Genomic DNA, 13,820 nt, shown 5'->3' with positions numbered 1-13,820 from the left:
GAGCCTTTGGCTAGTGGGCCGGCAACGCATTGCCGACCCGGTTTTCAATCAGGCGCTTTTCTGAAAGAGCGCCCGCGTGGCACGAAGGTGTGCCGTTCCATCCCCGCTGCTCGGGTTAAAAGAGCTTAGATGCCGGGACAGATAAAAAAGTTGGTGCAACAAAAAGACTGAAAGCGACCCTTCGTCGAATATTACCCAAGCGCAAACGTGGGTCATTCTCACTAAAGGATTAACCCCCTGAGCCAGCGGGGCGCCGATCATACCGGGGTTTGCGCAATGAACGTTGAATAAATACGCGGTTACTTATCGCCATAGCATCCTTTACGTTACGTGCTTATGACAAAACGATCATTCCCTCGGTGTGACTCATTGGTTAGAACTGAACACAGGTTGACGTCGCAACGGCGTCAACACCTTGGCTCGCCACGCCGGCAGCGAGCCGCACGATGGCAGGTTTTTTCTGCCAGACCTCAATTGAGGTCAACGCGACACTACAGTCAACAAGTGAGGGAAACACCCTATGAGAAGACTTAAGCGTGATCCGTTGGAAAGAGCATTTTTGCGCGGATATCAATATGGCGTTGGTGGCAAATCCCGTGAGCTTTGCCCATTTACTCTACCGTCGGTACGTCAAGCCTGGATCAACGGCTGGCGAGAAGGACGCGGCGACAACTGGGACGGTATGACCGGCACTGCGGGAATCCACAGACTCAACGAACTTCACGCCGTCGGCTGACACAGGGCATTTATTCCGACACGACAATCTGAATCTGCACTGAATTAACCACGCACGTCCCTCCCGGACGGCGGGCTACGGCCCAGGGGCTCCTTCGAGGAGCCCTTTTTTATGCCTGGATTTTTTTGTGCCGAGCACATAACCCGGTGTTATTTTCGCAACGCGGCGATGGCGTCTACCGATTCACGAATCAGCGCCGGGCCTTTGTAGATGAAGCCCGAATAGATCTGCACCAGGCTTGCACCGGCGGTGATTTTCTCCGCCGCGTGCTTGCCTTCGGTAATCCCGCCCGCAGCAATGATCGGCAAACGCCCGGCCAATTCGCCCGCCAGCACCTTCACGGTATGGGTGCTCTTTTCACGCACCGGCGCACCCGACAGACCGCCCGCCTCGTCACCATGCTCCATGCCTTCGACGCCGACACGGCTCAAAGTCGTATTGGTGGCGATCACCGCATCCATGCCGGTTTCGATCAAGGCTTGGGCAACCTGCGCAGTTTCTTCGTCGGTCATGTCCGGCGCGATCTTGATCGCCAGAGGCACATGCTTGCCGTGACGCAGGGCCAGTTCGGCGCGGCGCGTGGCCAGGTCCGCGAGCAATTGCTTGAGCGAGTCACCGAACTGCAGGCTGCGCAGGCCCGGGGTATTCGGCGAGCTGACGTTGACGGTGACGTAGCTGGCGTGGGCGTAGACCTTGTCCAGGCAGATCAGGTAATCATCCACCGCGCGCTCGACCGGGGTATCGAAGTTCTTGCCGATGTTGATGCCCAGCACGCCTTTGTATTTCGCCGCAGCGACCCGCGCCAGCAGGTTATCCACGCCAAGGTTGTTGAAGCCCATGCGGTTGATGATCGCCTCGGCTTCCGGCAGGCGGAAGATCCGTGGTTTCGGGTTACCCGGCTGCGGACGCGGGGTCACGGTGCCGATTTCGACAAAGCCGAAACCCAGTTGCGCAAAGCCGTCGATGGCCGCGCCGTTCTTGTCCAGACCTGCCGCCAGCCCTACCGGGTTCGGGAACTCCAGGCCCATGACGGTCACCGGCATTTTCGCCGGAGCCTTGCACAGCAAGCCGTTGAGGCCCAAACGTCCACCCGCGCCGATCAGATCCAGCGACAGATCGTGGGAGGTTTCCGGGGAAAGTTTGAACAACAGCTGACGGGCCAGGGTGTACATGGGCGGCAATGACTCGGGCGGCGAAAAGAGGCGGCGATTATAGCCGGGCATCGTCCCCCGGCGCGAGGCGCCTGCGCGAATCAGGCGACTGGCATATGCCTTGCACCACCCCGCTCATCAGTCTGCCGACCAATGACGGCGCGCAGGCCAGGACAATGGCGTCGTCCCCGGGTTTTGCCTGCGCAGAATCCGGGACGACGTTTTTTTTGAGGTAGCGTATGAACGAAACGTCCTTGGGGCCTCTGGCCTGGGTCAATGGCAGCGATGCGCCGGAAAAGAGCGCGATCAATCTCGGCTTCATGGCGCTGAGCGACTGCGCCTCGGTGGTGGTCGCCGCCACTCAGGGCTTCGCCCAGCCCTACGGCCTGACCCTGAACCTCAAACGTCAGGCCTCATGGGCCAACCTGCGCGACAAACTGGTCAGCGGCGAACTGGATGCCGCGCACAGTCTGTACGGGCTGATTTATGCGGTGCACCTGGGCATCGGCGGCGTCGCCCCGACCGACATGGCGGTGCTGATGGGCCTGAACCAGAATGGCCAGAGCCTGAACCTGTCCCATGGTTTGCAACAGGCTGGCGTGAACAGTCCTGAAGCGCTCGATCGGCACGTGCACCAAAGCCGCGCAAAACTGACCTTCGCCCAGACCTTCCCCACCGGCACCCATGCGATGTGGCTTTATTACTGGCTGGCGAGCCAGGGCATTCATCCGTTGCAGGACGTCGACAGCGTGGTAGTGCCGCCGCCGCAAATGGTCGCGCACCTGCAAGCCGGGCGCATCGACGGCTTTTGCGTCGGCGAACCGTGGGCGGCCAGCGCCGTGCAGCAGAATCTCGGTTTCACCCTGGCGACCAGCCAGAGCATCTGGCCCGACCATCCGGAAAAAGTCCTCGGCTGCACCCGGGAATTTGTCGAGCAATACCCCAACACCGCGCGGGCGCTGGTCATGGCCATTCTTGAGGCCAGCCGCTTCATAGAAGAAAGCCCGGAGAACCGCCGCAGCACCGCGCAATTGCTCAGCGCCGCCGAATACCTCGACACCCCCGCCGCCTGCATCGAGCCGCGTTTCATGGGGGATTACGCCGACGGCCTCGGCAATCGCTGGCAGGATCCGCATGCGCTGCGTTTTCATGGCGATGGCGAGGTCAATCTGCCGTACCTCTCCGACGGCATGTGGTTCATGACCCAGTTTCGTCGCTGGGGTCTGTTGCGCGAGGATCCGGATTATCTGGCCGTCGCCCGTCAGGTTCAGCGTCTGGATCTGTATCGCGAGGCCGCCAGCGCGGTCGGCGTTGCGACTTCGTACGCAGACCTGCGCAGCAGCCAGTTGCTCGACGGCAAGGTCTGGGACGGCAGCGACCCGGCGGGCTATGCGCGCAGTTTCAAACTGCACGCCCTGAGCAACACCGCCCCCCTTCTCGCCCAGCGCTGACAGGAGACCGCGAACATGTTGCGCATTCTGCTGATCAACGACACCGCGAAAAAAGTCGGACGCCTGAAAGCGGCGCTGACCGAGGCCGGCTTCGAGGTAATCGACGAGTCCGGCCTGACCATCGACCTGCCGGCGCGCGTCGAAACGGTGCGCCCGGACGTGATCCTGATCGATACCGAGTCACCGAGCCGCGATGTCATGGAGCAAGTGGTGCTGGTCAGCCGCGACCAGCCCCGGCCGATCGTGATGTTTACCGACGAACATGACCCGGGGGTGATGCGTCAGGCGATCAAGTCCGGGGTCAGTGCCTACATCGTCGAAGGCATTCACGCACAACGGTTGCAGCCGATTCTCGACGTGGCGATGGCGCGCTTCGAGAGTGACCAGGCTTTGCGCGCGCAATTGCAGGCCCGTGACCAGCAACTGGCCGAGCGCAAGCGCATCGAACTGGCCAAGGGTTTGCTGATGAAGATGAAGGACTGCAACGAGGAAGAGGCCTACACGCTGATGCGCCGCCAGGCGATGAGCCGCCAGCAGAAGCTGATTCAGGTGGCGGAGCAGATCATTGCCATGAGCGAGTTGCTGGGCTGAAATTTTGTGTTGTCAGTGCGGGCCTCTTCGCGAGCAGGCTCGCTCCCACAGGTGGCATACATTCCAATGTGGGAGCGAGCCTGCTCGCGAATGGCCGCACCTAGGTCACGAACTCTTGGCACAAATCTCGCTAAGTAAACCGCACAGGTAACCAACGGCGGTTGCCCCACCTACGACAAAGACGTCGCTCACCCCGTTCGCCCCTCGGCGAATCAGGTAGCGGCGTTTTTGCGTTTTGGCCCCACAGAACGGGGCCGGTGGTGCGGCCGTGAGGCGCTCCACCTGCTGTGCATGACTCCTTTCGAGACTCTTTTCAGCCGAGGTGCGCGATGAATTCAAGCTTCTGGAAATCCGGCCATACCCCGACCCTGTTCGCGGCCTTCCTGTATTTCGACCTGAGCTTCATGGTCTGGTACCTGCTCGGCCCGCTGGCGGTGCAGATTGCCGCCGACCTGCACCTGACCACCCAGCAACGCGGACTTGTCGTCGCCACGCCGATTCTGGCCGGCGCGGTGTTGCGCTTCGCCATGGGCATGCTCGCTGATCGCTTGTCGCCCAAGACCGCCGGGCTGATCGGCCAGGTCATCGTCATCTGCGCGCTGTTCGGCGCCTGGAAACTGGGCATCCACAGTTATGAACAGGCGCTGATCCTCGGCCTGTTCCTCGGCATGGCCGGCGCGTCATTTGCCGTGGCCCTGCCGCTGGCCTCGCAGTGGTATCCACCAGAACATCAAGGCAAAGCCATGGGCATCGCCGGTGCGGGCAACTCCGGCACCGTATTCGCCGCGCTGCTGGCGCCAGTGATTGCCGCCGCGTTCGGCTGGAGCAATGTCTTCGGGTTTGCCCTGATCCCGCTGGTCCTGACTTTGGTGCTGTTCGCCTGGTTGGCAAAAAACGCTCCCCAGCGGCCAAAACCGAAAGCCATGGCCGATTACTTCAAGGCCCTCGGTGATCGCGACAGCTGGTGGTTCATGTTTTTCTACAGCGTCACCTTCGGCGGCTTCATCGGCCTGGCCAGCGCCCTGCCCGGTTACTTCAACGATCAATACGGTCTGAGCCCGGTGACCGCCGGCTACTACACCGCTGCCTGCGTGTTCGGCGGTAGCCTGATGCGGCCATTGGGTGGCGCGCTGGCCGATCGCTTCGGCGGCATTCGTACCTTGCTGGCGATGTACACCGTCGCTGCCATCTGCATCGCAGCGGTGGGCTTCAATCTGCCAAGTTCCTACGCGGCGCTGGCGCTTTTCGTCTGCACCATGCTCGGCTTGGGCGCCGGCAACGGTGCGGTTTTCCAATTGGTGCCGCAGCGTTTTCGTCTGGAGATCGGCGTGATGACCGGGCTGATCGGCATGGCCGGCGGAATTGGCGGTTTCGCCCTCGCCGCCGGTATGGGCGCGATCAAGCAGAGCACCGGCAGTTATCAATTGGCGCTGTGGTTGTTCGCCAGCCTCGGCGTGCTGGCATGGTTTGGCCTGCACGGCGTCAAGCGTCGCTGGAGAACCACCTGGGGTTCGGCGGCGGTGACAGCGGCGCGGGTCTGAGGCTCGAATGGCCCTGCAACTGAGTTTCGCCGAAGCCAGCGCCACCGGCCCGCGCGCGGAGAATCAGGACGCCCTGCGCTCGGTGACACCGGCGCCGGCACTGGCGGTGAGCAAAGGTTATCTGTTCGCCATCGCCGACGGCGTCAGCCAGTGCGCCGATGGCGGCCTCGCCGCGCGTTCGACCTTGCAGGCCCTGGCGCTGGACTACTTTGCCACGCCGGAAACCTGGAGCGTGGCCCAGGCGCTGGATCGCCTGCTGCTCGCGCAAAATCGCTGGCTGCAGGCCAACGGCGGCGGGCAACCGCTGCTGACCACGGTCAGCGCGCTGGTGATGCGCGGTCGGCGCTTCACCCTCGCCCACGTCGGCGATTGCCGGGTCTATCGCTGGCACGCCGAGCGCTTGCAGCGCATCAGCGAGGATCACGTCTGGGAGCAACCGGGCATGCAACACGTGCTCAAGCGTGCGCTCGGGCTCGATCAGCATCTGGTCCTGGATTTCCTCGACGGCGAACTGCGTGAGGGCGAAAGCTTCGTGCTGCTCAGCGACGGCGTCTGGTCGACCTTGGGCGATACCGCGATCGCGGCGATTCTGCGTGATCAAGCGGATCTGCACAGCGCGGCGCAAACCTTGGTCAACGCCGCGCATCTGGCCGGCAGTCAGGACAACGCCAGTGCCCTGCTGGTGCGCGTCGATGCGCTGGGCGAAGCGAGCATTGGCGATGCGCTGGTGCAATTGCAGCAATGGCCACTGCCGCCGGCGCTGAAACCCGGGCAAGCGTTTGAAGGCTGGCAGGTGCAAGGCATCATCGGCCAGAGCCAGCAATCATTGCTGTATCGCGTGCTCGATAGTCAGGGCCAGCCTTGGCTGTTGAAGACCTTACCGGCGCGCCTGGCCGACGATCCGCAAGCCGGGCAGGCGCTGCTGTCGGAAGAATGGTTCCTCAAGCGCGTGGCCGGCCGGCATTTTCCGCAAATCCATGCCTGCACTCAGCGTCAGCATTTGTACTACGTGATGCGCGAATACGCCGGGACGACGCTGGCCGACGTGTTTCAACACAGCGGCCCGTTGCCTTTGGCGCAGTGGCAGGACATCGCCGAGCGGCTGTTGCGCGCGGTCGGGCTGTTGCATCGACGGCAGATTCTGCATCGCGACATCAAACCGGAAAATCTGTTGCTGGGGGATGACGGCGAGCTGCGCCTGCTGGATTTCGGCTTGGCTTATTGCCCTGGGCTGTCGGAAGACGCGCCGTCGACCCTGCCGGGAACGCCTAGTTTCATCGCCCCGGAAGCGTTTCGCGGCGAGTCGCCAAGTGCGCAGCAGGATTTGTATTCGGTGGGCGTCACCCTGTATTTCCTCCTCACCGGGCATTTTCCCTACGGCGAAATCGAAGCGTTCCAACGGCCCCGATTTGGCGTGCCGGTGAGTGCCAGTCGCTATCGCCCGGACCTGCCGGACTGGCTGGCGCAAAGTCTGGAACGCGGCGTCGCCGCCGATCCGCAGCAACGCTTCGAAACCGCTGAAGAGTGGCTGCTGGTGCTGGAACAGGGTGAGCGGCAAAGTTTGAGTGTGCGGCCCCGGCCTTTGTTGGAGCGGGAGCCGTTGAAGGTCTGGCGGACGATGGCGCTTCTGGCATTGATGGGTAATGTGGTGCTGCTGGTTTTGTTGTTTCATCAGCCCTGAAAAGATCGCAGCCTTCGGCAGCTCCTACAGTTGGTTGCGTACACCTGTAGGAGCTGCCGAAGGCTGCGATCTTTTGATCCTGCGCTCCAAAAAAGCGCAACACGCCTCGAGAAAGTGCATCGAGCCAGCTCCAATCGGGCAAAAAAACCAGCAATTGCGGCGCCATAACAAGTTGGCACAACCACTGCATTACCCTTTTCACCATACATAAAGCCCAACCTTCAACGACGAAGGCTGCGCTTCCCGAGAGAACGGGACCAGGACAAAGGCGTCCTCGCTAGGCAACTAGCGGGACGCCTTTTTTTGTTTGCGCGAAATTTGTCGAGCAAGGCCCGACGGCCCACCAGAGGCCAGCCGCAGCTCCCGGAGAACCTGATGAAAAAACTCAAACTGGTGATGATCGGCAATGGCATGGCCGGGGTCCGTACCCTGGAAGAACTGCTCAAGCTGAGCGACGAGCTCTACGACATCACCGTCTTCGGCGCCGAACCGCACACCAACTACAACCGCATCCTGTTGTCGCCGGTGCTGGCCGGTGAGCAGACCTTCGAAGAGATCGTCCTCAACGACCTCGACTGGTATCTGGAAAACAACATCAAGTTGCTACTCAACCGCAAAGTGGTGGAGATCGACCGGGTCAAACGCCGAGTGATCGCCGAGGACGGCACCGAAGCCGAGTACGACCGTCTGCTGATCGCCACCGGCTCGACTCCGTTCATCCTGCCAATCCCCGGCAACACCTTGCAGGGTGTGATCGGCTATCGCGACATCGCCGACACCCAGGCCATGATCGACACCGCCAGGACTCACAAGCACGCCGTGGTCATCGGCGGCGGTCTGCTCGGCCTCGAAGCGGCCAACGGCCTGATGCTGCGCGGCATGCACGTGACCGTGGTGCACCTCGGCGAATGGCTGCTGGAGCGGCAACTGGACAAGACCAGCGGCCAGCTTCTGCAATCGGCGCTGGAATCCCGTGGCCTGCATTTCCGCCTGTGCGAACAGACCCAAGCCCTGCACGACGCCGGCAATGGCCGGGTCGGCTCGGTGCAGTTCAAGAACGGCGACATCATCCCTGCCGACCTGGTGGTGATGGCCGCCGGCATTCGCCCCAACACTGAGCTGGCGGAAAAGGCCGGCATCCCCTGCAATCGCGGGATTCTGGTCAATGACACCCTGCAAACCTACGACCCGCGCATCTACGCAATCGGCGAATGCGCCAGCCATCGCGGCATTGCCTACGGTCTGGTTGCACCGCTGTTCGAACAGGCCAAGGTCTGCGCCAATCACCTCGCGCAACTGGGTTTCGCTCGCTATCAGGGTTCAGTGACCTCGACCAAATTGAAAGTCACCGGCATCGACCTGTTCTCCGCCGGCGACTTCATGGGCGGCGAAGGCACCGAAACCATCACCCTCTCCGACCCGATCGGCGGTGTGTACAAAAAACTGGTGATCAAGGATGACGTGCTGGTTGGCGCCTGTCTGTACGGCGATACGGCAGATGGCGGTTGGTATTTCCGGCAGATTCGTGAGAATCACGCCATCGGCGAAATCCGCGATCACCTCATGTTCGGCGAAAACGCCTTAGGCGACGTAGGACATCAGGGCCAGGACAAAGCCATGCTCATGGCCGACAGCGCCGAAGTCTGCGGCTGCAATGGTGTGTGCAAGGGCACCATCGTCAAGGCGATTCAGGAACACGGCCTGTTCAGCGTCGATGAAGTGAAGAAACACACCAAGGCTGCCAGCTCCTGCGGCTCCTGCGCCGGGCTGGTCGAGCAGATCCTGATTAACACCGTCGGTGGCGCGGCGGACGTCAAACCGAAAAGCGAAAAAGCCATCTGCGGTTGCAGCGACCTCAACCACGGGCAGATTCGTCAGGCGATCCGCCAGGAACACCTGCTGACCATCGCCGAGACCATGAGTTACCTGAACTGGCGCACACCCAATGGCTGCGCGACCTGTCGCCCAGCGCTCAACTACTACCTGATTTCCACCTGGCCGGGCGAAGCCAAGGACGATCCGCAATCGCGCCTGATCAACGAACGCGCCCACGCCAACATCCAGAAGGACGGCACCTATTCGGTGGTGCCGCGCATGTGGGGCGGCGTGACCAATCCATCGGAACTGCGGCGGATCGCCGATGTGGCCGACAAGTACAACGTGCCGATGGTCAAGGTCACCGGCGGTCAGCGCATCGACTTGCTGGGGATCAAGAAACAGGATCTGCCCGGCGTCTGGAAAGACCTCGACATGCCGTCCGGCCACGCCTACGGCAAATCCATCCGCACGGTGAAAACCTGCGTTGGCAGCGAGTTCTGCCGCTTCGGCACGCAGAACTCGACGCAACTGGGCATCGAGCTCGAACACGACCTGTTCAATATGTGGTCGCCGCACAAGGTGAAGCTGGCAGTGTCCGGTTGCCCACGCAACTGCTCGGAAGCGGGCATCAAGGACGTAGGAATTATCGGCGTCGACTCCGGCTGGGAGATGTACATCGGTGGCAACGGCGGGATCAAGACCGAAGTCGCCGAGTTCTTCGTCAAGCTCAAGACTGCCGAAGAAGTCCGCGAATACAACGGCGCGTTCCTGCAGCTCTACCGCGAAGAAGCCTTCTACCTCGAACGCACCGTGCATTACCTGCAACGGGTCGGCATGGAGCACATCAAGAAAAACGTGCTCGAAGACGCCGAGCGGCGCAAGGCCCTCAATGAGCGCCTGCAATTCTCCCTGTCGTTCGAACAGGACCCATGGAAAGAGCGCCTGGCGCAGCCGCAACTGAAGAAAGAATTCGACGTGATCCCCGTGAAAAACCTGGAGGTGCCGGCATGAACTGGCTCGACATCTGTGCGCTGGAAGAGATCAACGCCCTCGGTTCGCGGATCATTGCCGGGCCGAAAGGAGACATCGCGATTTTTCGTACAAGCGACGACGAGGTTTTCGCCCTCGATGATCGCTGCCCGCACAAGGGTGGGCCATTGTCGCAAGGCCTGATCTACGGCAAGCGCGTGGCCTGCCCGCTGCACAACTGGCAGATCGACCTTGCAACCGGCGAAGCCCAGGCGCCGGACATCGGCTGTGCGCACCATCATCCGGCGCGAGTCGAGAATGGCCGGGTGCAACTGGCCCTGCGGGACGCCATCTGATGAACCGCCAGACGACCGCCTCGACCTGCTGTTACTGCGGGGTCGGCTGCGGCGTACTGATCGAGCATGACGGCGAGCGCATCCTCGGCGTCAGCGGCGATCCGGCGCACCCGGCCAACTTCGGCAAACTGTGCAGCAAAGGCTCGACGCTGCACCTGACCGGCGACCTCGCCGCCCGCGCCTTGTACCCGGAACTGCGCCTGGGCAAAGGCCTGGCGCGCAGCCGTACTGACTGGGATACCGCCCTCGACCACGCGACCAACGTGTTTGCCGAAACCATCGCCGAACACGGCCCGGACAGCGTGGCGTTCTACATCTCCGGACAGTTGCTCACCGAGGACTACTACGCCTTCAACAAAGTGGCGCGGGCGCTGGTCGGCACCAACAACATCGACAGCAATTCGCGGCTGTGCATGTCCTCGGCGGTGGTCGGCTACAAACGCAGCCTCGGCGCCGACGCACCGCCGTGCAGTTACGAAGACCTGGAGCTGAGCGACTGCGTGATGATCGTCGGCAGTAACATGGCCTACGCCCATCCGGTACTTTTCCGTCGGCTGGAGGAAGCCAAATCCCGTCGCCCGCAGATGAAAGTCATCGTGATCGACCCGCGTCGCACCGATACCTGCGATTTGGCTGACCTGCACCTGGCGATTCTTCCGGGCACCGATGTCGCTTTGTTCCATGGCATTTTGCATCTGCTGTTGTGGGAAGACTGGATTGATCGCGATTTCATCAAGGCGCACACCGAAGGCCTCGCCGAACTCAAAACCCTGTTGCGCGATTACACCCCGCAAATGGTTTCGCAGCTGTGCGGCATCAGCATTGAGCAGCTGCAGCAATGCGCAGAATGGGTCGGCACTGCGCCGAGCTTCCTGTCGCTGTGGTGCATGGGCCTGAATCAGTCCACCGCCGGCAGCGCAAAAAACAGTGCGCTGATCAATCTGCACCTGGCCACCGGGCAAATCGGCCGGCCCGGTGCAGGACCTTTCTCCCTGACGGGTCAGCCAAATGCGATGGGCGGGCGGGAAACCGGCAGTCTGTCCAATCTGCTACCGGGCCATCGCGATGCCGGCAATGCGGAACATCGCGCCGAGGTGGCGGCGTACTGGGGCGTCGAGAGCTTGCCCGAGGCGTCGGGCCTGAGCGCCATCGAACTGTTCGAAAACCTGCGCAGCGGCAAAATCAAAGCACTGTGGATCGCCTGTACCAACCCGGCGCAATCGATGCCTGATCAGAGCGCAGTCCGCGCAGCGCTTGAGGCCTGCCCTTTTGTGGTGTTGCAGGAAGCCTTTCGCACCACCGAAACCGCTGCGTTTGCCGACTTGTTGTTGCCCGCCGCCAGTTGGGGCGAGAAAGAAGGTTCGGTGACCAACTCCGAACGGCGCATTTCCCACGTGCGCAAAGCGGTTGTCGCACCGGGCGAAGCGCGGCCGGACTGGGCAATCACGGTGGATTTCGCACAGCGTCTGGAGAAACGTCTGCGCCCCAGGCAGCCGAGCCTGTTCGCTTTCGATCAACCTTCGCAGTTGTTTGATGAATTCAAAGCGCTGACCCGTGGGCGAGACCTGGATCTGTGCGGAATCAGTCACGCCCTGATCGACGAAATCGGTCCGCAGCAATGGCCCTTCCCTGCCGGCGCCCGCCAAGGCACGCCACGACTCTACGAAGACGGCGTCTTTCCTACGGCTAGCGGCCGCGCGCAGTTCATTGCCGATCCGTACCGCGCCGCCAAGGAACAACGCGACGCGCGCTTCCCGCTGACTTTGATCACCGGTCGCCTGCGTGACCAGTGGCACGGCATGAGCCGCACCGGCACCGCCGCGCAATTGTTCGGCCACGTCAGCGAAGCCGTGCTGAGCCTGCACCCTGACGAAATGCGTCGGCACCGCTTGCAGCCCGGTGATCTGGTTAATCTGAAAAGCCGCCGTGGCGCGGTGATTGTTGCGGTCGGCAGCGACGACAGCGTGCGTCCGGGCCAGGCGTTTCTGCCGATGCACTGGGGCGATCGCTATCTCAAGGGCGGCGTCAACACGCTGACCTTGCCGGCGTTTGATCCACTGTCCAAACAACCGGAGCTCAAGCACAGCGGCGTGCGTCTGGAGGCAGTCAACGTGCCGTGGCAACTGTTCGCCTTGATCGAGGGTGATGTTCAACGGCATTTCGAGACGCTACGGCCGCTGTGTGAGGCGTTTTCCTACGTCAGCCTCAGCCTTGTCGGGCGTGAGCGGCCAGCGTTGCTGATACGTGCTGCACACGCTGAGGCGCCCGATCCACAGCTGCTGGGCGAGATCGACCAATGCCTCTCGCTGCTGGATGGCCCGGTTCTGGCCTACGACGACCCTCGCCGAGCCATCGGCAAGCGGGTGCGTATCGAAAACGGCCGTATCACTGCGATTCGCCTCGCCGGCGAAACCCTTGCGCAACACTGGTTGCAGAGCCTGTGGCTGGAGGGCCGCGCCGACCAACAACTGCGGCGCTGGCTGCTCGCGCCGATGAGCGCGCCGCCGGGCACTGTCGGAGCGATCGCCACCGACAAGACCTTGTGCAATTGCGAAAACGTCAGCCTCAACGCAGTCTGCGCCGGCATTCGCCAGGGCCTGGATCTGCAAGGCCTGAAAAACAATCTCCGATGCGGCACGCAATGCGGTTCCTGCGTGCCGGAAATCAAGCGTCTGCTGGCTGCCGAAGCGCGGCCGGTCGCGGTCATTTAACGAGGACAACACCATGAATGCGAAAGTCTGGCTGGTGGGCGCAGGCCCTGGCGATCCGGAGTTGCTGACGCTCAAAGCGGTGCGTGCATTGCGCGAGGCCGATGTGGTGATGATCGATGATCTGGTCAACGACGCCGTGCTGGAACACTGCCCGACTGCGCGGGTTATCCCCGTCGGCAAACGCGGCGGCTGCCGTTCGACGCCACAGGCATTCATTCATCGGCTGATGCTGCGTTATGCGCGCCAGGGCAAATGCGTGGTGCGCCTGAAGGGCGGCGATCCGTGCATTTTCGGCCGCGGTGGCGAAGAAGCGCAGTGGTTGCGCGAGCGCGGGGTTGAAGTGGAACTGGTCAATGGCATTACCGCCGGGCTGGCCGGGGCGACGCAGTGCGATATTCCGCTGACGTTGCGTGGCGTCGCGCGCGGGGTAACGCTGGTGACTGCGCACACGCAGGATGACAGCCAGTTGAACTGGCAGGCGTTGGCGCAAGGCGGGACGACGCTGGTGATTTACATGGGCGTGGCCAAACTGGGCGAGATTCGTGATCAGCTGCTCGCCGGAGGGATGGCGGCGCATACGCCAGTGGCGATGATCGAAAACGCCTCGTTGGCGCATCAGCGTGAATGTCGCAGTGACCTGAGTGCGATGGCTGAGGATGCCTCGGCGTTTGAATTGAAGAGCCCGGCGATTCTGGTGATTGGTGCGGTGGCCGGTGTCGTGGAAGAGCAAAAGATCGCAGCCTTCGGCAGCTCCTGCACGGCGTAACGCGCGCACGCGCTTTTAAGCGGCGAAACCAAATCGCAGACAAAGAAAA

General features: G+C 62.1%; 10 protein-coding genes. 9 read left to right on the top strand and 1 reads right to left on the bottom strand.

All coding sequences use genetic code 11. The annotated features are described in order from the left end of the window. Positions 1-520 precede the first annotated feature (520 nt). Complete coding sequence (gene rmf / locus FEE99_RS13765; protein WP_003223300.1) at positions 521-736, top strand: ribosome modulation factor; 216 nt, start codon at positions 521-523, stop codon at positions 734-736. A 149-nt stretch (positions 737-885) separates the two neighbouring features. Here rmf and FEE99_RS13760 read toward each other — a convergent pair whose 3' ends face one another. After that, a complete protein-coding gene (locus tag FEE99_RS13760) occupies positions 886-1,908 on the bottom strand; it encodes a quinone-dependent dihydroorotate dehydrogenase (protein WP_041479121.1) in 1,023 nt (340 codons plus the stop codon). Between the two features lie 218 nt (positions 1,909-2,126). Between FEE99_RS13760 and FEE99_RS13755 the strand changes: the two genes are divergently transcribed. The 8 genes from FEE99_RS13755 (at position 2,127) to cobA (ending at position 13,771) form a co-directional block, all read left to right on the top strand. Then, positions 2,127-3,338, top strand: coding sequence for a CmpA/NrtA family ABC transporter substrate-binding protein (locus FEE99_RS13755; protein ID WP_041479124.1), 1,212 nt, complete (start codon positions 2,127-2,129; stop codon positions 3,336-3,338). 15 nt (positions 3,339-3,353) lie between these two features. After that, positions 3,354-3,929 (top strand): ANTAR domain-containing response regulator, encoded by a 576-nt coding sequence (locus FEE99_RS13750; protein WP_007916390.1) that lies wholly within the window; start codon positions 3,354-3,356, stop codon positions 3,927-3,929. A gap of 329 nt (positions 3,930-4,258) precedes the next feature. Further along, the gene (locus tag FEE99_RS13745; protein WP_041479125.1) at positions 4,259-5,470 is read left to right on the top strand and encodes a nitrate/nitrite transporter; all 1,212 of its coding nucleotides are present in this window, start codon (positions 4,259-4,261) and stop codon (positions 5,468-5,470) included. Positions 5,471-5,477: 7 nt separating this feature from the next. Next, complete coding sequence (locus tag FEE99_RS13740; protein WP_041479127.1) at positions 5,478-7,151, top strand: bifunctional protein-serine/threonine kinase/phosphatase; 1,674 nt, start codon at positions 5,478-5,480, stop codon at positions 7,149-7,151. A gap of 375 nt (positions 7,152-7,526) precedes the next feature. Then, positions 7,527-9,980, top strand: coding sequence for a nitrite reductase large subunit NirB (gene nirB / locus FEE99_RS13735; protein WP_041479128.1), 2,454 nt, complete (start codon positions 7,527-7,529; stop codon positions 9,978-9,980). Beyond that, the gene (gene nirD, locus FEE99_RS13730) at positions 9,977-10,294 is read left to right on the top strand and encodes a nitrite reductase small subunit NirD (protein WP_041479130.1); all 318 of its coding nucleotides are present in this window, start codon (positions 9,977-9,979) and stop codon (positions 10,292-10,294) included. The genes nirB and nirD overlap by 4 nt, the downstream gene beginning before the upstream one ends. Continuing rightward, positions 10,294-13,005, top strand: coding sequence for a nitrate reductase (locus FEE99_RS13725; protein ID WP_041479132.1), 2,712 nt, complete (start codon positions 10,294-10,296; stop codon positions 13,003-13,005). Before nirD ends, FEE99_RS13725 begins: the two co-directional genes overlap by 1 nt. Positions 13,006-13,018: 13 nt before the next feature. Next, positions 13,019-13,771: a uroporphyrinogen-III C-methyltransferase gene (gene cobA / locus FEE99_RS13720; RefSeq protein ID WP_041479133.1), complete on the top strand. Its 753-nt coding sequence runs from the start codon at positions 13,019-13,021 to the stop codon at positions 13,769-13,771. The last annotated feature ends 49 nt before the right edge of the window (positions 13,772-13,820 follow it).

Source organism: Pseudomonas sp. ef1 (assembly GCF_007293365.2).
Classification (GTDB): Bacteria; Pseudomonadota; Gammaproteobacteria; order Pseudomonadales; family Pseudomonadaceae; genus Aquipseudomonas; species Aquipseudomonas siliginis.
The sequence above is the reverse complement of the archived record's forward strand: the minus strand, read 5'-3'. Positions and strand labels throughout refer to the sequence as shown.